General features: G+C 72.9%; 26 protein-coding genes. 12 read left to right on the top strand and 14 right to left on the bottom strand.

The annotated features are described in order from the left end of the window. Positions 1-591: transposase family protein (locus tag VGP36_17920; protein HEV7656594.1), on the top strand; the 591-nt coding region annotated here is incomplete at its 5' end. A 13-nt stretch (positions 592-604) separates the two neighbouring features. Here the strand turns inward: VGP36_17920 and VGP36_17915 are convergent. The 8 genes from VGP36_17915 to VGP36_17880 form a co-directional block, all read right to left on the bottom strand. After that, entirely contained in the window at positions 605-1,159 is a 555-nt protein-coding gene (locus VGP36_17915; GenBank protein ID HEV7656593.1) for a GNAT family N-acetyltransferase, read from the bottom strand. Between the two features lie 263 nt (positions 1,160-1,422). Beyond that, positions 1,423-1,845, bottom strand: coding sequence for a type II toxin-antitoxin system VapC family toxin (locus tag VGP36_17910; protein ID HEV7656592.1), 423 nt, complete (start codon positions 1,843-1,845; stop codon positions 1,423-1,425). After that, on the bottom strand, positions 1,842-2,063 hold the full coding sequence (locus tag VGP36_17905) for a hypothetical protein (protein HEV7656591.1): 222 nt from the start codon (positions 2,061-2,063) through the stop codon (positions 1,842-1,844). Before VGP36_17905 ends, VGP36_17910 begins: the two co-directional genes overlap by 4 nt. An 88-nt stretch (positions 2,064-2,151) precedes the next feature. Beyond that, positions 2,152-2,424 (bottom strand): helix-turn-helix transcriptional regulator, encoded by a 273-nt coding sequence (locus tag VGP36_17900; GenBank protein HEV7656590.1) that lies wholly within the window; start codon positions 2,422-2,424, stop codon positions 2,152-2,154. After that, positions 2,421-2,666 (bottom strand): helix-turn-helix transcriptional regulator, encoded by a 246-nt coding sequence (locus tag VGP36_17895; GenBank protein ID HEV7656589.1) that lies wholly within the window; start codon positions 2,664-2,666, stop codon positions 2,421-2,423. Before VGP36_17895 ends, VGP36_17900 begins: the two co-directional genes overlap by 4 nt. Then, positions 2,663-2,908, bottom strand: a complete 246-nt coding sequence (locus tag VGP36_17890) for a hypothetical protein (protein HEV7656588.1) — start codon at positions 2,906-2,908, stop codon at positions 2,663-2,665. The genes VGP36_17895 and VGP36_17890 overlap by 4 nt, the downstream gene beginning before the upstream one ends. Positions 2,909-3,128: 220 nt before the next feature. Beyond that, positions 3,129-6,602 carry a putative Ig domain-containing protein gene (locus tag VGP36_17885; GenBank protein HEV7656587.1) on the bottom strand — a complete coding sequence of 1,158 codons (3,474 nt, stop codon included), beginning with the start codon at positions 6,600-6,602 and terminating at the stop codon, positions 3,129-3,131. Positions 6,603-7,219: 617 nt separating this feature from the next. Further along, positions 7,220-8,200 (bottom strand): hypothetical protein, encoded by a 981-nt coding sequence (locus VGP36_17880; GenBank protein ID HEV7656586.1) that lies wholly within the window; start codon positions 8,198-8,200, stop codon positions 7,220-7,222. Between the two features lie 650 nt (positions 8,201-8,850). Between VGP36_17880 and VGP36_17875 the strand changes: the two genes are divergently transcribed. After that, the gene (locus VGP36_17875; protein HEV7656585.1) at positions 8,851-9,483 is read left to right on the top strand and encodes a DUF664 domain-containing protein; all 633 of its coding nucleotides are present in this window, start codon (positions 8,851-8,853) and stop codon (positions 9,481-9,483) included. Here VGP36_17875 and VGP36_17870 read toward each other — a convergent pair. Then, positions 9,417-9,797 (bottom strand): metalloregulator ArsR/SmtB family transcription factor, encoded by a 381-nt coding sequence (locus VGP36_17870; protein HEV7656584.1) that lies wholly within the window; start codon positions 9,795-9,797, stop codon positions 9,417-9,419. The genes VGP36_17875 and VGP36_17870 overlap by 67 nt on opposite strands. 54 nt (positions 9,798-9,851) lie before the next feature. On the opposite strand from VGP36_17870, the gene arsM reads away from it, so the two are divergent. Genes arsM through VGP36_17855 form a run of 3 tightly spaced genes read left to right on the top strand, consistent with a single transcriptional unit; the run spans position 9,852 to position 13,339 of the window. Continuing rightward, positions 9,852-10,544 carry an arsenite methyltransferase gene (arsM, locus tag VGP36_17865; protein ID HEV7656583.1) on the top strand — a complete coding sequence of 231 codons (693 nt, stop codon included), beginning with the start codon at positions 9,852-9,854 and terminating at the stop codon, positions 10,542-10,544. Beyond that, a complete protein-coding gene (locus VGP36_17860) occupies positions 10,544-10,933 on the top strand; it encodes an arsenate reductase ArsC (protein ID HEV7656582.1) in 390 nt (129 codons plus the stop codon). Before arsM ends, VGP36_17860 begins: the two co-directional genes overlap by 1 nt. Positions 10,934-10,993: 60 nt before the next feature. Next, complete coding sequence (locus VGP36_17855; protein HEV7656581.1) at positions 10,994-13,339, top strand: bifunctional diguanylate cyclase/phosphodiesterase; 2,346 nt, start codon at positions 10,994-10,996, stop codon at positions 13,337-13,339. A 106-nt stretch (positions 13,340-13,445) separates the two neighbouring features. Here VGP36_17855 and VGP36_17850 read toward each other — a convergent pair whose 3' ends face one another. From VGP36_17850 to VGP36_17840, 3 genes are all read right to left on the bottom strand, one after another. Then, positions 13,446-14,339 (bottom strand): cyclase family protein, encoded by an 894-nt coding sequence (locus VGP36_17850; protein HEV7656580.1) that lies wholly within the window; start codon positions 14,337-14,339, stop codon positions 13,446-13,448. Between the two features lie 68 nt (positions 14,340-14,407). Then, entirely contained in the window at positions 14,408-16,444 is a 2,037-nt protein-coding gene (locus VGP36_17845; protein ID HEV7656579.1) for an EAL domain-containing protein, read from the bottom strand. A gap of 7 nt (positions 16,445-16,451) precedes the next feature. Continuing rightward, positions 16,452-17,258, bottom strand: a complete 807-nt coding sequence (locus VGP36_17840) for an SAM-dependent methyltransferase (GenBank protein ID HEV7656578.1) — start codon at positions 17,256-17,258, stop codon at positions 16,452-16,454. A 169-nt stretch (positions 17,259-17,427) separates the two neighbouring features. Here VGP36_17840 and VGP36_17835 point away from each other — a divergent pair, with 169 nt between their 5' ends. Next, positions 17,428-18,609, top strand: coding sequence for an SMP-30/gluconolactonase/LRE family protein (locus tag VGP36_17835; GenBank protein HEV7656577.1), 1,182 nt, complete (start codon positions 17,428-17,430; stop codon positions 18,607-18,609). A 45-nt stretch (positions 18,610-18,654) separates the two neighbouring features. Here the strand turns inward: VGP36_17835 and VGP36_17830 are convergent, their stop codons facing one another. Further along, on the bottom strand, positions 18,655-18,909 hold the full coding sequence (locus VGP36_17830; GenBank protein HEV7656576.1) for a helix-turn-helix transcriptional regulator: 255 nt from the start codon (positions 18,907-18,909) through the stop codon (positions 18,655-18,657). 145 nt (positions 18,910-19,054) lie between these two features. Between VGP36_17830 and VGP36_17825 the strand changes: the two genes are divergently transcribed. From VGP36_17825 to VGP36_17800, 6 genes are all read left to right on the top strand, one after another. Further along, a complete protein-coding gene (locus tag VGP36_17825; protein ID HEV7656575.1) occupies positions 19,055-20,047 on the top strand; it encodes a helix-turn-helix transcriptional regulator in 993 nt (330 codons plus the stop codon). A gap of 32 nt (positions 20,048-20,079) precedes the next feature. Then, positions 20,080-20,838, top strand: coding sequence for an inositol monophosphatase family protein (locus VGP36_17820; GenBank protein HEV7656574.1), 759 nt, complete (start codon positions 20,080-20,082; stop codon positions 20,836-20,838). A 61-nt stretch (positions 20,839-20,899) separates the two neighbouring features. After that, positions 20,900-21,688 carry a hypothetical protein gene (locus VGP36_17815; GenBank protein ID HEV7656573.1) on the top strand — a complete coding sequence of 263 codons (789 nt, stop codon included), beginning with the start codon at positions 20,900-20,902 and terminating at the stop codon, positions 21,686-21,688. Then, a complete protein-coding gene (cutA, locus tag VGP36_17810; protein HEV7656572.1) occupies positions 21,685-22,041 on the top strand; it encodes a divalent-cation tolerance protein CutA in 357 nt (118 codons plus the stop codon). Before VGP36_17815 ends, cutA begins: the two co-directional genes overlap by 4 nt. After that, a complete protein-coding gene (locus tag VGP36_17805; GenBank protein ID HEV7656571.1) occupies positions 22,038-22,721 on the top strand; it encodes a class I SAM-dependent methyltransferase in 684 nt (227 codons plus the stop codon). Before cutA ends, VGP36_17805 begins: the two co-directional genes overlap by 4 nt. 55 nt (positions 22,722-22,776) lie before the next feature. After that, complete coding sequence (locus VGP36_17800; protein HEV7656570.1) at positions 22,777-23,157, top strand: RidA family protein; 381 nt, start codon at positions 22,777-22,779, stop codon at positions 23,155-23,157. 4 nt (positions 23,158-23,161) lie between these two features. Here the strand turns inward: VGP36_17800 and VGP36_17795 are convergent, their stop codons facing one another. After that, the gene (locus VGP36_17795) at positions 23,162-24,919 is read right to left on the bottom strand and encodes a protein kinase (protein HEV7656569.1); all 1,758 of its coding nucleotides are present in this window, start codon (positions 24,917-24,919) and stop codon (positions 23,162-23,164) included. Between the last annotated feature and the right edge of the window lie 24 nt (positions 24,920-24,943).

Below are 24,943 nucleotides of genomic sequence, written 5' to 3'. Positions count from 1 at the left end.
GGGTTCGGCGTCGGAGTGGCCACGGTCTGGCGGTACGTCACCGAACTCGTCGACCTGCTGGCGGCGCACGCACCCGGCCTGGCCGCCGCGGTGCAGACCGCCCAGGGCAAGGCCTACGTCGTCCTGGACGGCACGCTGATCGCGATCGACCGGGTCGGCATGCGCGCCAAGGCCGACCGGCCGTACTACTCCGGCAAACACCAGCGGCACGGGGTGAACGTGCAGGTCCTCACCGATCCCGCCGGCCGGCTGATCTGGGCCAGCCCAGCACTACCGGGCTCGGTGCACGACCTGAAAGCCGCCCGCCGGCACGGGCTGGTCCACGCCCTGACCGGCTACGACATCCCGGTCCTGGCCGACCGCGGCTACCAGGGCGCCCGCGGCACCATCCGCGTCCCGTTCCGGGGCCGGAACCTCGCCACCGGTCAGGCCGCGGTCAACACCAGCCACGCCCGGCTCCGCGCGCCCGGCGAACGCGGACCAGCCACCCTCAAAGCCTGGCGCCTGCTCCACCGGCTGCGCTGCTGCCCGCAACGCGGCACCAACCTCGTCGCCGCCGTCCTCACCCTCGAGACCGCCACCCGAACCTGAGGTTGGAAAAGGCTCAATGTGCCGTACGGAGATCATCAGTTCGGAGGCGTCCGGCCCATTTCGGACCGTTGCGTCCGGGCACGGTCCCGGCGACGACGGTGAAGCCGACGCGCTTCACCACTGTCAGCGACGCGTGGTTGCCCACGTGAGCCTCCCAGTACACCGCGCTGGCTCCGAGGCCGTCCGGCACCGGGGTTAGGGCCCACCGGCAGGCGGCCCGAAGTGCCTGGGTCATGAGACCCTGCCTCCGGGCGTCGGCCGCCAGCCAGAATCCGCAGGAGATCTCGTCGCCACTCGAGCGGTGGAGGCCGACCCAGCCGAGCCCGATCTCGGTCTTCCGATCCTCGACCGCGAAGTCGGCTCCACGACCGTCACGTGCGGTTGTGAGGGCGATCCGGTCGATGAAGAACCGCGCGTGCGAGCGGGAGTAGGGGTCGGGCAGGGAGAGCCAGCGGCGAAGCTCGGGGTCGAGCGAGACGTAGTACACCCAATCCGCATCGTCACGTCGGAAAGGGCGCAGGCGTACGTCGGCGGCAACTAGGACCGGCACGGCGATGGGCGTGGCCATGCCAGGAGGGTTGCATAGCCCCGCCGGCAAGGCCCGTCCGAGGAGATCAACGGCGAGCGGAGGGCCCGGGATTGAACTCACAAAGGGCAAGCTCCCAGGTGTCGTCAGCAGAAAGTCAGCAACAGGCATGGCACCCGTCCCGACAGGACGACACCAGCCGGCATGGCCACCGCCTGACAACACACATCATCGAACCGAACAACAGCCGACGCCATCGGCCGCGGAGGTTTGCAAGGCGGTGTTCTCGGCTATGCGGCCGGCATCTACTCGGTGATCAGGGATAGACCGTCGTGGTTGGCGAAGTCGGTGTAGTCCTTGATGTTGCGGGTGGCGAGGGGGATGCCTCGTTGGAGGCAGCAGGCGGCGATCCAGGTGTCGTTCGCCGGCCGGGTACGGCCGCGCAGGATGGCGGCGGCTTGGATGTGGCCCCAGGTGGTGGCGACGTCGTCGTCGTAGGGGAGCCGTACGAAGGTGCCGAGCCAGTCGTGCAGGTTGGTGCGGTTGCGGGTGCCCCAGTGGCGGACCTCGGCCCACACGGTCAGCTCGGCGACGGTCACGAAGGACACGCACAGCGTGTGGCCGGCGAGGCGTGCGGCCAGGCCGGCCGGTAGGCGGTCGCGGAACGCAAGAGATGCGACATCCGTGTCGATCGCAACGTACGGGCTGTAGAGGGTCGGCCGGCTCACGCGATGTCGGCGCGGCGCTGGGCGTAGGTGAACGCGATGAACTCGTCCACCTCTTCGTCGGACTCAAAGACGTCGTAGCGGACCAGCTCGGCTACGGACTTGATCGGGTGGACGCCCTGCCGGCGAGCCAGCTCGTCCAGCGAGAGGTGGTCGCCCGTCTGCTCCGGCAAGTGTGCGTTGCTCGCGGCCATCACCGCCTCCATTCTCTCCGCGGTCATCATCCCATCCTTTCGTGCTGTCGTGGTCGATGCCCGGTCCGAACTGGGCGCAACGGCGCGACGGTTGCGCCCAGCCCGGCCGGCTTGCTCATGCCTGCACGTCGACCAGCTCGAGCAGCGACACGTCCAGGACCGCGGCCAGCCGCCACAGGCGGACGACATCGACGCCGTGAGTGCCCTTCTCGATCAGGCTCACGAAGCTGCGCGACATCCCGGCCGCCTGCGCCAGCTCTTCCTGCGACAGCTCCCGCAGCCGGCGGAGCAGCCGCACCCGCTTGCCCAGCGCCCGCAAGAACAGCGCCTCGCCTTGGCCGGCTGGCAGCGCCGCGCTGGCTGCCGGTGCATCCGGGTTGCCGGTCATCGCCGGTTCTCCTCGTCCAGCAGCGTGCCCATAGGCACCCCGAGTGCCCGTGCCACCTTCAGGTAGGTCAGCACGGACGCCCCGTGATCGCCCCGCTCGATCGATCCGAGCGTCACCCGAGACATGCCGGCCCGCTCCGCCAGCTCGTCCTGCGTGATCCCGGCCAGCACCCGCTGCGACCGGACGCGGCGACTCACCAACCGCAGATACGAGCGCTCCCCGCCGGCCTCCTCCCCGCTCACTGGGCATCGCCTGTACCGCGGGCGATGAACCGCTGATCGACCGTCACCGACCCGGCCCGCAGCACCATCGAGACGTGCGAGTCTCGGATGACCGTCAGCGTGTCCACCCTGGACAGGCCCGAAAGCCGATCCACGAGCGCCAGCACCGCCAGAACGTCCACCCGGCGAGCGGACATCTTCACCTCCGCTGGATCCGCCGCCAACGCCGTGACCCGCAGCACCGCCAGGTGCTCCTGCTCCACTGCCGACAAGCCCCGGCCCGTCACGGCGCACCGTCCAGCAGGGCATCGAGCGAGACCCCGAGGGTCCGGTCGTACCCGCGCCCGGCCTCTCCGGTGTGCTCACCGTGCCGACGTCGCGTCCGCCGTCTTCCGGGGTGCCGCGCTGAGTGCGCCCGATTGCCCGGGACACCGACCGGGAGGGCGTTCGTGTGAACGCCCTCCCGGTGGTGTGTTGGTTGGGTCAGGGAGCGAGGGTGATGATCCGGATAGCGTCGGCCGTGTTGTAGCCGTGGAAGCTCATCGACACCGTGCTCTGGGTGCTGAGCGTGGCGGTGTCGTTGTACTCCAGGCCCTGGTCGGCGCTGGTGGAGTAGGTGGTGCCGGGCACCCCGAAGGCTGGCGCAGTGGCCTGCAGGCCGGCGGTGCTGGTGGCGACGCCGAGGACCTTGGTGCCGAAGCTGACCGAGCCGCTGAAGGGGTGATCGGTGTTGGCGTTGCCGACGGCGTCGGCGTGCACGTAGTAGCTGTTGACCTTGGTGCCGGCCGGGATCGTGACCCCGCCGACGGTCAGGTCGGCGGAGAGGACCTGGTTGGTCTTCTCCCCGAACACCCGGATGGTGTCGTCGCTCTCCCAGGCGCCGGGCTGGACGGAGGCGGGCGGGGTGCTCACCTTCGCCTGACCGGCGGTGGCCGGATCGACGGTCACCTGCTGGGTCCTGGAGGCCGTGCCGAACTGGTTGGTCGCCGTGACGGTGTACGTGTAGACGCCGGCCTTGGTCGGCGTGCCGGACACGATCCCGCTCGACACGTCCAGTCCGGCCGGAGGCGTGCCCGTGACCGTGACGCTCGCGTCCGGGGACGCGGTGACCGGATAGGTGAAGGCGTACGCCGCGCCGACGGTGCCGGTCGGGGCGTCGGCGCCGATCACCGGGGCGGTGCCGACGATCATGGTGACCGGCAGGTCGGCGGTGCCGTACTGGTTGGAGGCGGTCAGCGTGAAGGTGTAGGTGCCGTTCTGGGTGGGCTGGCCGGCCAGCGTCGCGCCGGTCAGGGTCAGGCCGGGCGGAAGGGTTCCGCTGGTCCGGGTGACGGTCGGGGTGGGGTTGCCGCCCAGCGTGAAGATGTAGCTGTAGTCGGCGTTGCGGACCGCCGCCGGAGGCGCGCCGGTGATGGTCGCGGCCGGGCTCGGCTCGTTGACCGCGATCGTCGCGTACGTGGAGGAATCCTGGACGGCGCCGTTGCTCGCCTTGACCGTGAAGCCGAACAGGGCCGCCTTGGTCGGGGTGCCGGTGATCTTGCCGGTGGCGTCGATGGACAGGCCGGTCGGCAGCGTGCCGGACGCGATCGTCACGGTCGGGGCCGGGTAGCCGGTGGTGTTGAACTGGAACGCGTACGGCGTGCCGACGGTGCCGCGGGGCAGCTCCCCGGAGAGCGGCAGCGAGATGCCCGGGCCCTGCTTGATGGTGACCGTCCGGGTGAGGGTCGCCGGGGTGCCGTACCCGTTGTCGGCCTGCAGCGTGAAGGTGAACGCGCCCGACCTGGTCGGCACGCCGGTGAGCAGCTGGTTGTTGCTGATCCGCACCCCGTCGGGCAGGGCGCCCGCGGACACCGTCAGCGTGGGCCGGCCGGTCAGGGTCGGAATCCACTGGTACTGGTAGCTGACCTGACCGTCAGGTGCGGTGCCGGCGATGGTCGGCCCCGGCTGCACGGCGATCCGCACGTTGGCCGTCGACGGGCTGCCGTTGGTGGTCACGGCGAACTGCCAGTTCCCGGCCGTGGTCGGGGTGCCGCTCAGCGTGCCGTTCGCGCTCAGGCTCAGGCCCGGCGGCAGGGTTCCGCTGGTCTTCGTCACCGTCGGGTCGAGCACCCCGGTGACCGGGATCGTGAACAGGTACGGCTGGTTGACCGCCGCGTTCGGTGCCTCCACCATCGGCGGCGCCGGCGTCGCGACTTCGAGGAACAGCGTCGCCGGGCTGGAGGTCACCGAGCCGGCCGAGTTGGTGAACACCGCCCGGTAGCGGCTGTAGCCGTCGGCGTTGCTCAGCGCACCGGTGGTGTACGTGCTGGCGGTCGCGCCCGGGATGTCGGTGAACTCGTCGCTGCCGGGGTTCGCCCGCTGCCACTTCACGGTCGGGGCCGGGTCGCCGGCGCCGGCCGCGGTGAACACCGCCGAGTCGCCCGCCACGCGGTACGTGTTGTCCGGCTGCCGCGTCACCGTCGGAGCGGCGGCGTTCACGGTCACGGCCGCGGGGTTGCTGGTCGCGGTGCCGCCGGCGTTGCTGAAGACGGCGCGGTAGCGGGCGCCGCCGTCGGCGGTGGTGAGGGTGCCGGTGGTGTAGGACGAGCCGGTGGCGCCGGGGATGTCGGTGAACGAGTCACTGCCGGATGCGGCCCGCTGCCATTTCACGGTCGGCGTCGGGTCGCCGGTGGCGGCCGCGGTGAGCGAGGCGGTGCTGCCGGACGTGACGGTCGCCGCCGCCGGCTGCGTGGTCACCGTCGGCGCGGCGGCGCTGACGGTCATGGCCGCGGCCTGGCTGGTCGTCGTCCCCAGCGAGTTGGTGAACACGGCCCGGTAGCGGACGCCGCTGTCGGCGGTGGTCAGCGTGCCGGTGGTGTAGCTGGTCGTCGTGGCGCCCGGGATGTCGGTGAACGAGTCGCTGCCGGCGGAAGCGCGCTGCCACTTTGCGGTCGGGGTCGGGAAGCCGTCCGCCGCCGCGCTGAGGGACGCGGTCCGGCCGGACGTGACGGTCGTCGCCGCCGGCTGCGTGGTCACCGTCGGTGCCGCCTCCGGCTGGTGGAGAGTCATCGCAAACGACATACCGGAGGCCAGATCGCTGACCTTGTAGCCGGCCGCGGGCGGGATGGTGCGTACGTCGGTGTAGTAGTAGTAGCCGACCGATGTCCAGGGCACCAGGGTGCCGTCGGACTTCAGCGCGACCACGAGACCGTCGGAGACCGTCAGGTCGACGACACCGGACGTCGCCGCGGCGGGCGTCGGATCGAAGTTCGCGCCCCAGGCCACCACGGAGCCGTCGTCCTTGAGCGCCGCGGCACTGTCGCCTCCGGCGACGACCTTCCGCACGCCGGACTTCGCGGCGTCCGGAACCGTACCCGCAGCGATCGATGGACCAGCGGCGAAGGCCACCACCGATCCGGTGTCGGTCAGCGCGACGACGAAGCTGTTGCCGGCGTCGATGCCCACCGTGTGACCCTGCAGGGCGGCCGGGATGGCCGGGCTGTTGTATCCCCAGGTGCGGATGGTGTGGTCGGGCATCAGGGCCAGACCACCGACACCGAACGCGGCGATCTGCGTGGCACCGGCCACATTGGCCGGCGTGTTGGACGTGTGGCCCCAGCTCACCACCGAGCCGTCGGCCTTCAGCGCGATCGCTTGGATTTGCTCGGCGTCGATGGCGACGACGCCGGAGCCGGCCGCGGCCGGGACGCTCGTGGCTCCTTCGGAGTTGTCACCCCAGGCGACCACCGAGCCGTTGGTCTTGAGGGCCAGCCCGAAGTTGAATCCGGCGGAGATGGCGGTGACGTCGGACTGGGCGGCGGCCGGGAGGCCCGCCTGTCCGAATGTGTTCGCACCCCAGGCGGTGACGACGCCGGAGGTCGGCGTTGCCCCGGCCGGCGCGGCGGTGAGCGCGAGTGCTCCGCCGATCAGCGCCGTGACGACGACGGCCGCGGCGAGGCGGGAGGTGAGGCGGGTCATGGAGGGATTCCTTCCGGACTGGCGCCACGCTGACCGGAATCCCACCGTCTCGGTGCTGAGGTCGTACCGGGTTTCCAGCGCGGCCATCGGACTGGTGACTCCACGGAGGTTGTCAGGTGGAGGCGCCTCCGTCTGTCCGCCATCGAGCAGTTGATCTGTACGGTTGCGAACCTTCGGGCGGACGGCATCGACCGGCGCACCGTGCGACCCGGCTTCGGACGCCGTGTCGTGGCCATCGCGGCCGTGAAGTCAACCAATGTCGTGGTCGAGGTTCCGCAGCGATAGAGCGACCGCTTGACGCTCGCAGCCGTTGCCGCCCTCGCCCTGGCCACGCCAGCGCCGTAGCGGCAGAAGGCATGTCGGCCCGCGGTCCAGGGGGAGCGCTACCGCGGATCGCGTCGAGCAGCTCGCCGAGCGTCGCGGCCTGGACCACCCGCTCTTCGCGACCGGCCGCTGCGCACGCGGCCGCCCAATACCGACCGCCACCACCCCGCGCCATCCTGCCGCGTCTCGGCCCACGACGGAGGGGTGGGCTCGTGTCTCTTCGGTGTCTGGTCGAAGGCTCGGTCCGGCCTGGTGGTCCCGGACTGGAAGGTCCGAGACCACCAGGCGAGGCGTCAGCGGCAGTTCCACACGGTCGGCTCGTACCGGATCCCGTGCAGCTCGTCCTCCTCGCCCACCGAGCTGAAGCCGGCGACCTGGCCGCCGTCGCCGACCGCGGTCGCGCCCCTGAGCGCGTCCGGCACCAATCCGGGCAGGTCGACCCGGACGCTGTGCTGCCAGACGTACGCAGTCTCCGGCGGGCCGTGGTAGCCGGCGGCCAGGCCGTGGCCGTTCACGGCCTGGGGGTTGCCGCCGCCGGGCAGTCGTTCGGGACGGTCGCGGTACCAGCGAACCGGACCGGAGGAGTCGGTGCCGACCACGTAGTTCCCGGCGATCGCCGCCGCGCTGGACTCCGTCGCTCCGGGCGTGGTGGGCAGCGCGCGCAAGCCTGAGCGCAGCGTGCCGATGACGGCGTTGCTCCTCAGACTGGACCCGGCGATCTCGGTGCCGACGATCACGCCGCGTCGGTTCACGTCGGCGAGGAACACCGACCCGCCGCCGGGCCCCGGGAGGACGCGCACCTGGTCAGGTGCGTCCGCGCGCCAGACCAGTCCCTGCGCGCCGCCGGTTTCCGGACCGCTGCCGTACCCCACGATCAGTCCGGCGTCGTTGATCGCCGTCGCCGTCGACGAGGCAAAGCCCTCCGGCTCCGCGAGCGGGATCTGAGTCGCCCCCCGCCAGAGCAGCGCGTGCCCGCTGTCCGCGGTCGCGCCGACGGCCTCGCCTCGCCGGTTGACGTCCTCAGCCGCTCCGGACGGGCCCAGCACGATCAGGTGGCCGTCGCGCCACAGCACCGGCTGGTCCCCCGACTGGCCGGCGAAGGTACGGTGCCCGTCGGTGCCGCGGACGTAGCCGGAGAACGCGTCCGGCACCTGCGGCAACGCCGCCGCAGACCACGTGCACGCCCTGGACCCAGCCGCCGCGACGCCCGGACCGGGATCGGCAGCCGCCGTCCCGACCAGCACCGGAGCGGCCGAGCCGACGGCGACTGCCACCAGCAGGGAACGCCGTACCGAACCAAGACCTCTCATCGGAACCCCCATCGGGTCGGGAGCGCCTGACGCGCTCCGATGCCGACTAGACGCGAGTTCCAGCACCAAAGTTGTCCCCCGCGATTGAGGGTGCCCCATCGGATAATTCCGCCTGCCACACCGTCGCCGTCGATACCCGGTGCGGGCACCGGTCGTGATCGTCCCGAACGCCCCACGGCGACTGCTGCGGTACTCCACCGAGCACGTGCACCCCCCGCTCCGACCTGCGCACCGGGTCGGCCCGCAGGCCACTGACCACGAACGCCGGCGCGGCGCCGTTACCTCGGAAATGCCGTACTACTGGTGGTGGTAATTACGACTCCGAGTGGTTCGGGTCGAGCGCCGATGGCCGCCGCCCGCGACAGGCGGCGACGTTCTCGCGGGGGCCGGGCGCTTCAGCTGGTGCGATCTGATCCTGGAGTCCGGGGACACGCGGATCTGCCCCCGTGAGGCGGTCGACGTGCTGGTCGGCGAGGATCCGCCGACGAGATGGCATCCGCCGAAAGCGGGGAGCCGACGCCGGGCGCGGGCGATCTCGTCGTCGGCGGCATGGCTGAGTTCGCCGGTCGGTTGCGGACGGGGAGTGTCCGGGATGGGATCTAGCCTCTTGCGGCGTGAACGACAACGAGGTGTCGCCGGCGGCCGGGACCGAGGTCGAGCAGATCGTGGGGGCGCTCGACCGGGTGCGGACCACGTTCCGGTGGAAGGCGGACGGGCTCGATGCAGCGGGGCTGGGAACGAGGATCGGTGCTTCGTCGCTGACGTTGGGGAGTCTGCTGAAGCATCTGGCGCGGGCCGAGGACGAGTTGTTCGGACCCAAGCTGAGTGGGGCGCCGCGCAGTGCGCCGTGGGACACCGCGCCGTGGAAGGACGATCCCGACTGGGACTTCACGTCCGCCGCCGATGACGAACCCGCGGAGCTGTACGCACTCTGGGACGGCACGATCGCGCGGTCGCGAGCGCTGCTCGGCGAGGCCCTGGCCGACGGCGGGCTCGATCAGCCCGTCCATCTCGCGCACCGCGAGCAGCACCTCAGCCTCCGGCGGCTGCTGTGCGATCTGATCGAGGAGTACGGCCGGCACGCCGGGCACGCCGACCTGCTCCGGGAGGCCGTCGACGGACTGGTCGGTGCGGACCCGCCGGCGGGATGGCACCCCGATCTCACCGTGAGCGGAGCTGATCAGGGAGAGCCGGTGGCCGCCAGAGATGCAGCCAGGGTGTCGAGGGCGCCGGGGACGAGGCGGTAGTAGGCCCACTTGCCGCGTTGGTCGCGTTCCAGGAGGCCGGCATCGGTGAGGACCTTCATGTGGTGGGAGACCGTGGGCTGGGTGAGGCCGACGGGCGACGTGAGATCGCAGATGCAGGCTTCCTGGCCGAGGTGGGCGGCGACGAGGGAAAGCAGGCGGAGGCGGGTCGGCTCGGCGACGGCCTTCAGCGTCGCGGCCAGGCGTTCGGCCGCGTCCGCAGCGAGCGGGGGTTCCACGTCCGGCGAGCAGCAGCCGTCGAGGACCGGCAGGGCGCGGGTCGGCACCTCCTCAGCATCGCACACATTGACAGCCATCGATACGTACGTCAGGGTCGTACGTATCGATCCGCGTCTATGTGAGGAGCATCGATGGGTGAGCTGCGCGAGCAGGTCCGGGCACGGTACGCGGCGGCCGCGACCGGGGAGCGCTGCTGCGGGCCGTCGCCGGGCCTCTACAGCGAGACCGAGCAGGGCGAGCTCCCGGCGGAGGCGGTGAACGCGAGCCTCGGCTGCGGGAACCCGGTCGCGGTGGCCGACCTGCAACAGGGCGAGCGCGTGCTGGATCTCGGTTCCGGCGGCGGCATCGACGTGCTGCTGTCGGCCCGGCGGGTCGGCCCGGCCGGACGCGCGTACGGGCTCGACATGACCGACGAGATGCTCGCCCTCGCCCGGGCCAACGCGGAGCGGGCGGGCGTCGGCAACGTGGAGTTCCTGCGCGGCCCGATCGAGGCGATCCCGCTGCCGGACGCCGCCGTCGACGTGGTGATCTCCAACTGCGTGGTCAACCTGTCCGAGGACAAGCCGGCCGTGCTGGCCGAGATGTTCCGGGTGCTCGCGCCCGGCGGCCGGATCGGGATCTCGGACGTCGTGGCCGACGACGAGCTGACCTCGGCCGAGCGGGCCGAGCGCGGCAGCTGGGTCGGGTGCATCGCCGGCGCCCTGAGCCGGACCGAGTACGTCGACGGGCTGACCGCGGCCGGCTTCACCGGCGCGTCGGTGACCGGCACCCACGAGGTCACGCCCGGGATGTACGCCGCGGTCGTCCGGGCGGTCAAGCCGTGATGGTGCTGTTCGTCTGCGTCCACAACGCCGGCCGCTCGCAGATGGCCGCCGGCTGGCTCACGCGACTGAGCGCAGGCCGGGTCGAGGTCCGGTCGGCCGGGTCCGTACCGGCCGAGCAGGTCAACCCGGTCGCCGTCGCCGCCATGGCCGAGGTCGGCATCGACATAGCGCACGAGCAGCCGAAGAAGCTCGGCACCGATGCGGTCCGGGCCGCCGACGTCGTGATCACGATGGGCTGCGGCGACACCTGCCCGGTCTTTCCGGGAAAGCGGTACGAGGACTGGGACCTCACCGACCCGGCCGGCCAGTCGATCGAGGTCGTCCGCACCGTCCGGGACGAGATCCGAGATCGGGTCCAGATGCTCCTCGGGACGCTCAGGGTCCAGTAGCATCAGTGGCCCGCCCCGCTGAGACACATGCGGGTATGGCTGGACGCCGAGGGAGGGCGGGTGCGGCGCTTCCGAATCGCGTCCGCGGTCTTCGCCACGGTCGTCGGTGTAGTGGTCCTGCTGGGCGCGTCCGGGATGCTCTCCGCGCGGGCGTCCAGCGCCGTCAACGACCTCGGTCAGCTCGCCGGCGGGCTCGCCGCGGCGATCGCGGCCGGGGTGACCGGGCTCCGGGCGACCGGGGCCGAGCGGCGGTGGCGGCTCCTGCTGGCCGCGGGCTTCGCCGGCTGGAGCGGCGGGCAAGCGTACTGGAGCTGGGGGCAGGTGATCAGCCTCGACCCGATCCCGTCGCCGTCGCCGGCCGACGTCGGCTACCTGATACTGCCGGTGTTCGCGCTGCCCGCTCTGCTGGCGCTGGTCTCCGCCGGCCGGCGGCCGGCGGGTCCGCGGGAGGGCGGCCGGTCCCGGCCGGTGCTGCTGCTGGACGCGCTGGTCATCGTCGGCTCGATGAGCATCCTGGCCTGGGCGACCGCGATCTCGGCCGTGGTCCGGGCCGGGGCGCCGACGCCGCTGGCGTTCGCGGTCGCCATCGCGTACCCGGTCTCGGACCTGGTCCTGGTCGTCATCACGATGCTCGCGCTGACGCTGCGCCGGATCGAGCGGCGACCGCAGCTGACCCTGTTGGTCGTCGGGCTGCTGGCGATCTCGGTGTCGGACAGCGTGTTCGCCTACCTGGTCGCGTCGGGGGCGGAGGACATCCCGCCGGTCGGCGACATCGGCTTCGTGGCCGGGCCGTTCGTCGTCGCGCTGGCCGCGCTCGCGCCGGTCACGATGACCGCGCGGAATCGCGGCCGGGCGGCGCGGCCGGCCGGGATGCGGTGGCACCTGCTCGTGCCGTACCTGCCGTTGGGCGCGGTCGGCGTCCTGCTGCTGGTGCAGACGGCGCGGGACCGGACGTTCGACCGGTTCGAGATCTACCTCGGGCTGCTCGTCGTCGCGCTCGTGGTGACCCGGCAGTTCATCACGCTGCGGGAGAACACCACCCTGCTGCAACGGGTGCAGCGGGGCCAGGAGGAGCTGGCGTACCAGGCCTTCCACGACCCGCTGACCGGGCTGCCGAACCGGGCCCTGTTCGGCGACCGGCTCGCGCACGCGGCCGACGTGCACCGGGACGAGCAGCGGCCGCTGGGCCTGCTCTTCGTCGACCTGGACGACTTCAAGATCGTCAACGACACGCTCGGGCACGCCGCCGGGGACGCGCTGCTGCAGCAGGTCGGGCGGCGGCTGCGGGGGTGCGTACCGGCGGCGGACACGGTCGCGCGGCTGGGCGGGGACGAGTTCGCGGTACTGGTGGAGAGCGATCTCGACCCGGCCGACGTCGCCGCGAAGGTCTGCGAGACGCTGGCGCAGGCGTTCCCGCTGGAGGGCCAGGTCCGGTACGTCCGGGCCAGCGTCGGCCTGGTCGTCCCCGACGGGCACGACGTCACCGTCTCGGCCGAGCTGCTGCTCCGCCGCGCCGACGCGGCCATGTACGCGGCCAAGCGGCGCGGCGGCGGCGCCGTCGTCAGCTACGAACCCGGCCTGATCTCGCTGCTGGACGACCCCGCGCTGCCGACCCGGCTCGGGGACGCGCTGCGCCGGGGCGAGATCGACGTGGTCTACCAGCCGATCGTCCGCCTGTCGGACGGGACCACGGTCGCGGTGGAGGCGCTGGCCCGGTGGAACGATGCCGAGCGCGGGGCGGTGCCGCCGGACGTCTTCGTCGCCGCGGCCGAGCGCACCGGGCTGATCAGCACGCTCGACAACCACGTGCTGGACCGGGCCTGCCGCGACATCGCGGCGCTCCGGGTCCGCAGCCGGATCCCGCTGGCGGTGCACGTGAACGTCTCCGCGACCCGGCTGGCCGACCCCGAGCTGGAGCTCGCCGTGCAGGCCTCGCTGGCCCGGCACGGGCTGCCCGCGGCCGCGCTGGTCCTGGAGATCACCGAGACCAGCATGGTCCCGGACGTCACCGCGGCGCTGCCGATCCTGCAGCGGCTGCGGGACCGCGGCGTCCGGCTGGCGCTGGACGACTTCGGCACCGGCTACGGCACGCTCGCCACCCTGCACGTGCTGCCGATCGACCTGGTCAAGCTGGACCGGACGCTGGCCGTCACCGCCGGCGACCCGGACCGGGGCGGTGCCCTGCGGCGGTCGGTCGTCTCGATCTCCCGGACGCTCGGCATGCTGGTGGTCGGCGAGGGCATCGAGACCCACGAGCAGGCCGTGGACCTGACCCGGCTCGGCTGCGATCTCGGGCAGGGCTACTTCTTCGGCCGGCCGGAGCCGGTGGACCGGCTCCGGCTGACCGCACCGCACGTACCGGCCGAGCCTTCGTTGGCGGCCGTCGCGCCGCGCCGCTCCAGCTGACGCGCCGCCGATCGCGCCGCCGGCCGCGCCACGCACCCGCCGCCGCCGGCCGCGCCGCGCACCCGCCGCCGGCCGCGCCGCTCCGGAAGCAGCGCGGCCGGAGCGGTCAGCTGCGGGGGACGGTGAAGCCGGTGAACCCCATCTGGAAACCGCTGAACGCCGGCCGGTTGCCGTTCACGGCGATCCAGTCGCCGTGCGGCCGCATCCGCGGCAGCTGCGTCCCGACGTTCTCCAGCGTGATGCCGCCGTGGAAGAGCGTGCGGGTGGTCGCCTGCAGCGCGAGGTCCATGGTCGCGTCCGGCCCGAGCGTGTCCGAGCCGGTCGCGATGATCCGGCGGGCGCCGAACAGCCAGTCCACCGCGTCGCCGGCGAACCCGGGCGCGGGCGTGGTGATGTACGGCGAGTCCTCGCCGTTGCCCTGGTTGAACAGCGGCGCGTACCCGGTCAGCAGGAGGACGCAGCCGCCGGCCGGGATGCGGCCGTGCCGCCGCTCGTACGTCAGCAGGTCGGCGCGGCGGACGAGGAAGTCCGGCCCCTCGGCCTTGATCCGGGCCCGGACATCGAGCACGGCCAGCGGCATGAGGGTGAAGTCCTCGTTGAGCTGGTTCAGCCGCTTGCCGCCGATGATGAAGTGCACCGGCGCGGAGATGTGGCTGGCCGTGTGCGTACCGAGGCTGGTGATGTGCTCGAGCAGGAAGCCGCCGTCGTCGTGCGCCGGCGTCCGGGTGTCGGCGAAGATCTCGAACGTGAACGCCGGGTCGCCCGGGAACAGCGGCACCCCGGTGCGCAGCGAGAGCGTCAGCGGCACGCGGTCGGCCGTCCGCGGATCGACCTTCCCGTAACCGTCGGGGATCCGGCGGCCGGACGAGCCCGACGAGCCCGACGGTCCGGGTGCGGCGAACGCGGACGTCGCCGGCAGCACCGCCGCGCCGGCCGCCGCCAGCCCGGCCGCGATCACCGCCCGGCGCCCCGGCAGGTATCCCTGGTGGTCTGCACCCATCGCCTGTGCCTCCAAGACTTGACTGTGACCGCGTGATCATGGCGCACGGACCGCACCGGGGGAGCCGCCTACCGGCCTGCGATATCGGCCAGCCGGGTGGGCCGGCCGTAGTACCAGCCCTGGGCCGTGTCGGCGCCGAGCTCGCGCAGGAAGTTCGCCTGGGCCTCGGTCTCCACCGCCTCCGCCGTCACCGTGAGGTCGAGGCCGTGGGCGAGGTGGATGAGCGTGGTGACCAGGTGCAGGTCGGCCGGGTCGGCGTGCTCGGGATCGCGCAGCCCGTCCAGGAACTCGCCGGCCAGCTTGAGGTCGTGCACCGGCAGCCGCCGAAGGTACGCCAGGTTGGAGTAGCCGGTGCCGAAGTCGTCGATCGCGATCCGTACGCCGAGCTCCGCCAGCTTGCGCAGCGCCGCCGGCGGCCCGTCCGGGTCGGCGGACATGACAGCGTGCTCCGTCACCTCGAGCTGCAGCCGGTGCGCGGGCAGGCCGCTGTCGGCCAGCGCGCGGGTCACGTCGTCGACGAGCCCGGGGTGCTGCAGCTGCCGTACCGCGATGTTGACGCTGAGCAGCAGGTCCGGCAGTGCGTCGGCGTACGCGGCCGCGGTCCGGCAGGCCTCGGCCAGGATCCACCGTCCCAGCGGCAGGATCGCGCCGGTCTGCTCGGCCAGGCCGATGAAGTGGTCCGGGCCGAGCGTGCCGAACCGCGGGTGCTCCCAGCGCAGCAGGGCTTCCACGCCGAGCAGCGAGGCGTCGGCGAGGCGGACCAGCGGCTGGTAGAGCAGCGTGAACTCGCCCCGGTCGAGCGCGCCGGGCAGCGTCGCGGCCAGCGTGTAGAGGGTCAGCTGGGTGGCGTTGCGGTCCGGGTCGTGGAAGACGACCCGGCCGCGACCCTCGGCCTTCGCCTGCTGCAGGGTGATGTCGGCGGCCCGGATCAGGTCCGCCGGCGTGGTGGTGTTCCCGGCCGGCGCCTCGACCGCGCCGATGCTGGCGGTGACGGCCAGCTGGTAGCCCTCGATGTCCAGCGGCGCGGCCACGGCGGCGTGCAGGTTGCGGGCCAGCGTGCCGAGCTGGGCCGGCTCGGCCCGCCGGGTCAGCACCACGAACTCGTCCCCGCCCAGCCGGGCGACCAGCCCCCCGCCGGTGACCGCGTCGGCGAGCCGGTCCGCCACCGCGGTGAGCAGCTTGTCGCCGACGGTGTGCCCGAGCGAGTCGTTGATGACCTTGAAGCTGTCCAGGTCGAGCAGGCAGAGCCCGACCCGCGCGTCCGGCGCCGGGTCGGCCAGCGCCTCGGCCAGCCGGGTGAGGAACAGCGCCCGGTTCGGCAGGTCGGTCAGCGGGTCGTGGCTGGCCTCGTACGCGAGCTGCTCGGTCAGCCGGTGCCGGTCGGTGACGTCCTCGATGATCGCGGCCTGGAACGTGGGGTTGCCGTCGCCGTCGCGGATCAGCGAGACGGTGAGCTGGGTCCAGATCGTGCCGCCGTCGGCCCGGAAGAAGCGCTTCTCCGTACGGAAGGACTCCTTCCGGCCCTCGATCAGCGCGCTGTAGTCCTCCCAGACCGAGGCGGCGTCGTCGGGGTGCAGGAAGTCGGAGACCGTACGGCGGCGGAACTCCTCCGGCGGGTAGCCGAGCATCTCGGCCAGCGCCGGGTTGACGTCCAGGATGTGGCCGGCGACGTCGCCGATGCCGATCCCGACGGCCGCGTCGGCGAACACCGCCCCGAAGCGGGCCTCGCTGGCCTCCAGCGCCGACTCGGCCCGGTCCCGGGCGTGCAGCGCGGCCTGCCGGATCTGCTCCTGCTCGGTCAGGACGACGCTGAGCAGCGCCCGGATGTAGCCGGCTGCGATCGCGCCGGGCAGCGCGGCCGGGACCGTGTCCTCGGCCCGGGTCAGCAGCGTGATCGTCCGCTCCAGCGCGGCGGGACCGGTGAAGTGCGCGTCGACCAGCGCGTACCCGATCCGCTCGCCGGTCCGGCCGGGGTCGGCGGTGGTGTCGAGCAGGTCGGTCAGCCGCAGCGCGAGCTGCTCCAGCTCCTGCCGGTCGAGGGCGACGAAGCTGGTGCCCTCGAGCGCGTCCGCCCAGGCCCCGGCGAAGTCCGCCCGCCCGGTCACCCGCGGCTCACGGCTTGTGCCCCACCCCGGCCAGGCCCGTCATCCGTTCCGGTCGGTCCACCCCGGGCGTGCCGGGCTCGGGCCGCCACTGCGGCAGGTAGACCACGCCCGGCTCGGCCAGCGCGTACCCGTCGAAGAAGTTCATGACCTGCTCCCGCGACCGCATGGTCATCGGGGTGGCGGTGCGCTGGTAGAGGCTGCGGTGCTCGGCCGCGCGGTCGGCCTGCTCGCCGGCGGTCGCGTGCGAGAGCGCGAGGTAGCTGCCCGGCGGGGAGGCGTCCCGGAACCGGGCCACCAGCGCGGCCGGGTCCGCCTCGTCCGGTACGAAGTGCAGCACCGCGACCATCAGCACCGCGACCGGCTCATTGCCGTCGAGCAGTTCTTGCACCGCCGGCCGGGCCAGCACGGAGTCCGGGTCTCGCAGGTCGGCCTGGACGACGGTCGTGCTCGGGTCGCCGGCCAGGATGGCCCGCGAGTGCTCGACCGCGACCGGGTCGTTGTCGACGTAGACGACCTGGCTGCCGGGGGCGACCCGCTGCGCGACCTCGTGCACGTTGCCGACTGTCGGGATGCCCGAACCCAGGTCGAGGAACCGGCGGACGCCCGCGCCGGCCAGGAACTCGACGGCGCGGCGCAGGAAGCCGCGGTTGGCCTGCATGATCTCGGGCAGGTCCGGCCACATCTGTACGGCCTGGCGGCCCATCTCCCGATCTGCGGCGAAGTTGTGGAACCCGCCCAGATAGAAGTCGTATACCCGGGCCGCCGACGGGCGATCCAGGTCAATCCCCACAGGAGCCCACTCCGGCCGTTCCACACCGGGCACCGTACTCAGGTGAGCGGGCACCGTGCCACCGGCCGTGACCAGGTAGAGCATCGCTGCGACAGATCCTGTCCGGCCGGCCCGGGACCGACGGGAGTGAACCGGACTCGGCCGCTTGGCGTACCCGCAGACAGACCTTTGGTCTCCAATGGAGGAGGTACCTGTGGGCCTGAAGCAGCGCGCGGCAGTACTGCTCGTCGCCGCGGCCACCACGACCGCCGGCGCTGTCGCCGGCTGGTCGCAGGGCGGCGGCAGCGACGGCAGCACCCCGGCGGCGTCAGGACAGAGCTCGCCCGCCCCGATCCGGAACGCGACCTGGACCACGATCTTCACGCCGGCCAACGGCATCGAGGGACTCACCAGCGACAACCGCAGCAACGTCTTCGTCGCCGAGCGCGGCGTCGGCACCGGCCCGTGCGCGGTCTGGAAGATCGCGACCGCGACCGCCCGCGCGGCGCAGATCGGGTTCGTCCCCGGCCCGTGCTCGCCCAGCGGCATCGCGCTCGGCCGCGACGGCCGGGTGTACGTCACCGGCGGCAACGCGCCCACCAACGACCAGATCTTCGTGCTGAAGCCCGGCTCCGCGTCGACGGCGGCGACCCTCTTCGCCACCGGGGTCGGCGGCGCCAACGGCATCGCGTTCGACCGCACCGGCGCGCTGTGGGCCAGCGACGGCGGCAACGCGCAGGGCGTCGTCTACCGGGTCGGCCCGCGCGGCGGCACCGCGACCGAGGCGTTCCGGGTGCAGCCGATGGCCAACTCCATCGGCGTCGGCCGGCAGAACGGCGGCCTGCAGGGCGTCGACCCCAACACGCCCGCCGCGCAGAACATCGTCGCCAACGGCATCGTCTTCACCCGCGACGGCGACATGATCGTCGCCGACACCGCCCGCGGCGCGCTCTGGAGGATCCGCGTCGACAGCCGCGGCCGGATCACCAGCCCGGTCGGCTGCGACACCACGTTCACCGCCGACACGCTCTGCCTGAGCAACGTGCTGGTCGAGCACCCGGCGCTGGAGGGCGCGGACGGCATCGCGCTCGACGCCGCCGGCCGGGTCTGGGTCGACGCGAACGAGCGCAACACCGTCGCGGTCGTCGACACCCACAACACGGTCACCGAGTTCTTCCGCAACCCCGTCGACCCGGCCACCAGCCGGCGCAACGACGGCCCGCTGGAGTTCCCCACCAGCCCGGTGTTCCTCGGCAAGCAGTTCTGCACCACCAGCTCCGACGGCGCCCGCCGGGACAACTTCCCCAACACCGGCGGCGAGGTCGCCGGCACCGGCAAGGTCTCCTGCCTCGACCAGCGGGTCGACGCCCCGGGCCTTCCCCTCCCGGTCCGCTGACCCCGCGCGGATGCGCCCCTCCCCGGGGCGCATCCGCCGCTGTCCTCACCCCACACCGGGCGCCGACGAGGTCAAGACCTCGTCAGGCCCGCCAACCAGCCAGTCCACCGTCCCGCCGAGCGCCTCCGCGAGCCGCCAGAGCCGCCAGACGTCCAGGCCCTGCGCGCCGCGCTCGATCGCCGACACGAAGTTGCGCGACACGTGCGCCTTGTCGGCGAGTTCCTGCTGGCTGAGGCCCAGCCAGACCCGCCGCACGTAAGCGCGCCGTCCGACCTCGTTGCGCAACGCCGCCTCGCTCACCGGTCGTACGCTCATCGCCCACTCCTCACGATTCCGGGTCCCGTACTCCGACTACCATCGGTGTTGTCGCATTGACGCGGCAATGGGCGTACTCGCCAGAGTGAGTGGCGTTGCTCGTCAATCGTGGCCTCCCTAGGGTGTCAACGTGGCGACGCTCAGCCGTGCGCGGCGGCAACAACTGGCGCGCCAGGCCCAGGACGTCCGCCTCCGCAGCCTGCGCGACGGGCTCACACCGGCCGCGACGGTCGAGCTGATCCGGACCGAGGTGCCCGGGATGTTCGCGCTCGAGGGCTGGCGGTACGCCCACGGCTGGAGCCGGGCCGAGGTCTGCGCGCGGCTCGACGCCCTGTACGAGTCGGACGGGCTGGCGCCGCCGCGGATCAGCGACGCCGAGCTCTGCCGCTGGGAACACGAACAGCGTCGGCCCAGCGACGAGCGGATCGAGTACCTCTGCCGCCTCTACCGGACCCGGCCCGACCGGCTCGGGTTCGGCACCGACCACAGCTCCGTCGACATCGGACACCTGGCCCGCGCGGGCATCTCGGACCTCTGGCCCCGTACTGGTCCGGAGGTCCTCGACGACCTCGTCAGTCGCGTCCGGAACGCCGAGCGCGAGATCACGGTCTTCGGCCTGACCCGGAACTTCTACGCGCGGGACGAGATCCTGCCGCTGTTCCAGACGAAGGCCGGCGAGCTGCCGGTGACGTTCTACGTCATGGATCCGCGCTGCGCGTCGCGGCGGGATCGGTACCGGCTGGAGCCGATCGAGGCAGCGATGGAGGATCCGGGTCGCTACACCCGCGAGATCCTGCGCCCGCTGTTCGACGCCTCGCGCCGGGTGGAGCCGGTCGTTCCGGGGGCCGGCCTGCGGATCTACACGTACAACTTCCCGTGCTCGTTCGCGATGGAGAAGGTCGACGGGTCCTGCCGCGTCGCGCTGTACGGACATGGAAGGCGTGGCACCGAGGGGCCGACGTTCGTCTTCGACGAGGGCACGCCGTACTGGGACTACTTCGACGGTCAGATCGCCTGGCTGGCCCGGCTGGCGGCGGATCCGCGGGAACCGTGGACCAGCAAGGGACTGGTGGTCAAGCCGCTGACCGAGGACGACCTCGATCTGTCGCGGCTCGCGTCGTGATTTCTGCCGGGGATCGGGCGAGTTTGCTCGGTGTGGCCGAGCGGGCGGTCGGGGATGCGGCCGAACTCCTGCGGACGCGACCGCCGGAACGGCTGCGGTTGAAGGGGGATCGCGATCCGGCGTCCGATGTGGACCTCGCGATCGAACGGTCGGTGCGGGCGTACCTGCGGGAACGGACGCCGGACATCGGCTTCCTCGGCGAGGAGGAGGGTGGCGGCGTCCCGGCGGCCGGACCGTGCTGGGTGCTCGACCCGATCGACGGCACGGTGAACTTCCTGCACAGCTACCCGCTCTGCGCGATTGCGCTCGTGCTGATCGACGGCGGCGCGAGCCAGGCCGCCGTGATCGACCTGCCGCTGCTGGGTCTGCGCTACACCGCGGTCGCCGACGGCGGCGCGTACGCGGGGGCCCGGCGGCTGCGTGGCAGCACGACCGGCTCGCTGCGGGAGGCACTCGTCTCGATCGACCAGTACACGTTCGGGCCGGACGCCGAGCGGGTCAACGGCCGTCGGCACGAGCTGGTCGCGGCGCTAGCGGAGCGCGTCCAGCGGGTCCGGATGATCGGCGCGTCCACGATCGACCTGGCCTGGACGGCCGAGGGTCGCCTCGACGCCTGCGTCATGCTCGGCAACAAGCCCTGGGACACCGCGGCCGGTGTGCTGGTCGCCCGGGAGGCCGGTGTCCGCGTCCTCGACCTGGACGGCGCCGACCACTCGCTCGTATCCAGCGGGGTGGTCGCGGTGACGGCCGGGCTGGAAACTGAGCTGATGGCGGTCGTCAGTGGACGGTGAGCGCATCCGGGCGGCTGTTGGTCGGTTGTGCCGGGACTATGCGTATCGGGCCGCGGGGGAGTTGCTGGTCGAGGGGCGGGAGTGGCAGGGGCGGATCGGGGATCGGCCGGGTCCCGAGCTGGTGGCGACGGCCGGGTGGCTGGCGTTGCTGGTGGGGTGCGTCGAGTACGACCTCGGGCTGGCGGAGGCGGCGGAGGCGAGCCGGCGCAAGGCGCTGGCGTGGGGTACCGAGGCCGGCGCCGGCGAGATCGTCGGCTGGGCGTACGAGATGGCGGCCTGGTTCGCGCTCACCCGGGACGATCCCCGCGCCGCGATCGCGGCCGCCGACGGTGGTCTCGCGGTCGCCGGGAACTACAGCGTGGCGGCGCAGCTGGCCGCGCAGAAGGCCCGGGCCTGGGCGAGGCTGGGTGACCGGCGGCAGGTCGGGCTGGCCCTGGAACAGGCCCGGGCGGTGCCGCTGGATATCACCGATCCGGGTAACCATTTCGTCGTCGACCCGGGCAAGATCGGCTTCTTCGCGATGGACTGCTACCGGATCGTCGGCGCGGACGAGCTCGCGGAAGCGTGCGCGCACGAGGTGCTGCGGGCGGGCACCGAGGCAGACGGCCGGGAGCGTTCCCCGATGCGCAACGCCCAGGCCCGGCTCACGCTCGGCATCCTCGCCGCCCGCCGCGGCGACACCGACACGGCGGCCCGGTACGGGGCGCAGGCGCTGACCGGCCCGCGGCAGTCCCGGCCGGAGGTGCGGGCCGGCGGGCGGGAGCTCGGCGGCCTCCTGCGGGACAGCTCGACCCCGGCCGTCCGGCGTTACCTTGCCCTGCTGGAAGAACTGCAGGAGGTGGTTCCGTGAGCGAACCGTGCTGCGAAGTCGTGATCACGGCCGCGGACGCCGACTGGCTGGCCGGCTTCACCGGGCGGCTCGTCGCCGACCGCCTGGCCGCGTGCGGGCACATCGTCCCGGCGATCCGGTCGATCTACCGCTGGGACGGCGCCGTCCAGGACGACCCGGAGGCGCGGGTCATGCTGCACACCCGGCTCTCGCTGGTGCCGGAGATCGTCGCCCGCGCCGACGCCGACCACCCGTACGACGTGCCCTGCGTGCTCGCCCTGCCCGTCAACGCCGGGAATCCGGCCTACCTGGACTGGGTGGTGGCCGAAACCCGGGAGCCGTCCGCGACCGGCGGCGATACCGTCCGGGCGTGACCGACTGGCGGCTGGACGAGACGGCGCACGCGGGACCCGAGCACCTCGACCCGGACTTCGTCGCCGGGTACGACCGGAAGCAGGGCCACCCGTCCCCGCAACCGGACCTGGACGCGCTGCGCGAGCTCGGCGCGCTCGGCCCGACCGTGGTCGACCTCGCCACCGGCACCGGCCGGTTCGCCACGGCGGCCGCACAGTTCGCGGACCGGGTCGTCGCGGTCGACGTGTCCCCGGCGATGCTGGCCCACCTGCGGCCGATCGCCCCGCCGAACGTCGAGCTCGTGCAGTCCGGCTTCCTCAGCTACGAGCACACCGGCGCGCCCGCGGACGCGGTCCACACCCGCAACGCGCTGCACCAGCTGCCCGACTTCTGGAAGGGCGTCGCGCTGTCGCGAATCGCCGGAACCCTCCGCCCGGGCGGGATCCTGCGGCTGCACGACCTGGTCTACGACATCGACCCGTCCGAGGCGGCCGGCGTCTTCCAGGACTGGTTCGACGGTGCCGCGACCGATCCGGCCGAGGGCTACACCGCCGAGGACTACGCGGTCCACATCCGCACCGAGCACAGCACGTACCGGTGGTTGCTGGAGCCGCTGCTGGACCGGGCCGGCTTCGACATCCTCGACGTGGCCTACGACGGACGGCTGTACGGCGCCTACACCTGCCGCCGCCGTCCTTAGTGGACGGTGATTGGACGTTCCGTGCCCCCGTCAAACCCGCCATGCTGGGGGAGTGGTGGACCTGATCCGCAGTGACGAGCTGGCCGGCACGGTGCCCTACGCGTACGCGGCGATCGCGCGCGGGCTCGTCTTCGCCGCCGGTGCCTGCCCGCTCGACGGGTCCGGACAGGTGGTCGGGCCGGGCGACGTGCCGGCCCAGGCCGAGCAGGTCATGGCCAACCTCGTCGCCGCCCTCCGCGCGGCCGGGGCCGAGCTGACCGACGTCACCAAGACCACCGTGTACGTCGCCAGCACCGAGCGGGCCGACCTCGGCGCGGCCTGGGAGGTCGTCCGGCGCTGGTTCGGCGACCACGACGCACCGTCCACTCTGCTCGGCGTGACCGTGCTCGGCTATCCCGGGCAGCTCGTCGAGGTCGAGGCGATCGCCGCGATCTGACCGCTCAGCCGGCCGGCGCGGGGACGAAGCTCGCCGCCGCGAGCGCGAAGATCCGGCTGCTCTCGGCCGTACCCCACTCGCTCGACGGCGTCGACCAGTAGAGCGCGTGCGCGCGGGCGTCGCTGACCCGGATGTTGCGGTCCAGCACGTGCGTGCCGCCGAGGGTGAACTCCCAGTCGGCCGTGCTCCAGCCCGCGCCCGGCCGGTAGTCCGGCACCCGCCGGATCCCGAGCAGCCGGTAGTCGCCCTTGCCCTGCCGGAACGTCCGCTCGTAGTCGATCCAGTTCTGGTACGGATCCGCCAGCGGCGTGTCCGAGGTGTCGACGCGCAGGAAGCGGCCGGAGGCGGGGTCGTCGAAGTCGACCCGGGTGTCGCGGCGGACCGGGCGCCAGCCGGCGGGGACGACGACGGAGAAGCGGTCGCGCGGGTCCGTGTAGCGGGTGAACCCGGCGGGAGCGGCGACGGCGGCGCCGGTGCTCCCCGGGGCGGTGCTCCCCGGGGCGGTCGTCGCCGGGGCGGTCGACGGCGCCGCGGTCGTGGCGGGAGCGGACGTCGCCGTCGCCGTCGCCGACGCCGACGCCGGCTCCGGGCTCGGTGACGCCGGCCTCGAGCTCGCAGGCGCAGCGACCTGGGCGGACCGCCCGGAGAGAGCCCGCGGCAGCAGCACTCCGGCGGCCACGGCCAGCACGAACACGACCAGCCCGGCGATCAGCACCCGCCGCCGGCCCGGCGAGCGCCGCTCCGGTTGCGGAGGCACCTCCGGAGGCGCGTCCGAACGCGCCTCCGGCCGTACGTCCGGCTCCAGACCGGCATCCCGGGACGCGACCGGCTCGGCCCGCGTCGGCACCGCCTCCCCGACCGACGCCGCCGCCTCCCCGACCGAAGCCGGCGTCGGCACCGCCTCCCCGACCGACGCCCGCGGCGCCGGCAGCCCCCGCACGATCCGCTCCAGCAACGCCCGGGTCCGATCGGCGTCCAGCCGATGCAGCGGGTCCTTCACCAGCAGCCCGTCGATCACCGGCTGCAGCGGCCCCGCGTGCACGGCCGGTTCCGGCTCGTCCATGACGATCGCGGCCAGCGTCGGCAGCGGCCCGTTGCGCGCGAACGGCGGCCGCCCCTCGACCGCGTCGTACATCGTCGCGCCCAGCGACCACAGGTCCGGCTCCAGCCCGGTCGGCGTGCGACCGCGGGCCCGTTCGGGGGCGAGGTAGTTCGGGGAGCCGATGAGCATGCCGGTCTGGGTGAGCGTCGCGTCGTCCACGTGCCGGGCGATGCCGAAGTCGGTGAGCACGACCCGGCCCTCGTCGGTGACGAGGATGTTCGCCGGCTTGATGTCGCGGTGCTGCACGCCCGCCGCCTGCGCGGCGACCATCGCGTCCAGCACCCGCAGCGCGATCGCGGCGACCCGGGCCGGCGGCAGCGGCCCGCGCGTCCGGACGATCTCGTCCAGGTTCGGGGCCGGGACGAGCTCCATCACGATCCAGGGCCGGTCGTCCTGCTCGACCACGTCGTAGATCGTGACGATCGCGGTGTTCCGCAGCCGGGCCGCCGCCTGGGCCTCGCGGACCGTGCGGCGGCGCAGCGTCTCGCGGGCCTCGTCGTCCAGCCCGGCCGGCAGCCGGACCTCCTTGATCGCGACCGGCCGGTCGAGCAGCAGGTCGACGGCCCGCCAGACCGAGCCCATGCCGCCGTGGGCGAGCAGCTCGATCAGGCGATACCGCCCGGACAGCACCGATCCGGCCCCGACAGTCGCTGCGCTCATCGATGTCGCCTTACCCGGCCCGGC

This window comes from Mycobacteriales bacterium (assembly GCA_035995165.1).
In the GTDB taxonomy this organism is placed as follows: Bacteria; Actinomycetota; Actinomycetes; order Mycobacteriales; family CADCTP01; genus CADCTP01.
The sequence above is the reverse complement of the archived record's forward strand: the minus strand, read 5'-3'. Positions and strand labels throughout refer to the sequence as shown.

Excerpts from the sequence above, each read along its gene's own strand:
- VGP36_17860 (HEV7656582.1), top strand. The coding sequence starts at position 10,544 with ATGGTGCTGTTCGTCTGCGTCCACAACGCCGGCCGCTCGCAGATGGCC.
- VGP36_17795 (HEV7656569.1), bottom strand. The coding sequence starts at position 24,919 with ATGAGCGCAGCGACTGTCGGGGCCGGATCGGTGCTGTCCGGGCGGTAT.
- VGP36_17885 (HEV7656587.1), bottom strand. The coding sequence starts at position 6,602 with ATGACCCGCCTCACCTCCCGCCTCGCCGCGGCCGTCGTCGTCACGGCG.
- VGP36_17915 (HEV7656593.1), bottom strand. The coding sequence starts at position 1,159 with ATGGCCACGCCCATCGCCGTGCCGGTCCTAGTTGCCGCCGACGTACGC.
- VGP36_17905 (HEV7656591.1), bottom strand. The coding sequence starts at position 2,063 with ATGACCGCGGAGAGAATGGAGGCGGTGATGGCCGCGAGCAACGCACAC.
- VGP36_17850 (HEV7656580.1), bottom strand. The coding sequence starts at position 14,339 with ATGGGTGCAGACCACCAGGGATACCTGCCGGGGCGCCGGGCGGTGATC.
- VGP36_17870 (HEV7656584.1), bottom strand. The coding sequence starts at position 9,797 with ATGGCTGTCAATGTGTGCGATGCTGAGGAGGTGCCGACCCGCGCCCTG.
- arsM (HEV7656583.1), top strand. The coding sequence starts at position 9,852 with ATGGGTGAGCTGCGCGAGCAGGTCCGGGCACGGTACGCGGCGGCCGCG.
- VGP36_17900 (HEV7656590.1), bottom strand. The coding sequence starts at position 2,424 with ATGACCGGCAACCCGGATGCACCGGCAGCCAGCGCGGCGCTGCCAGCC.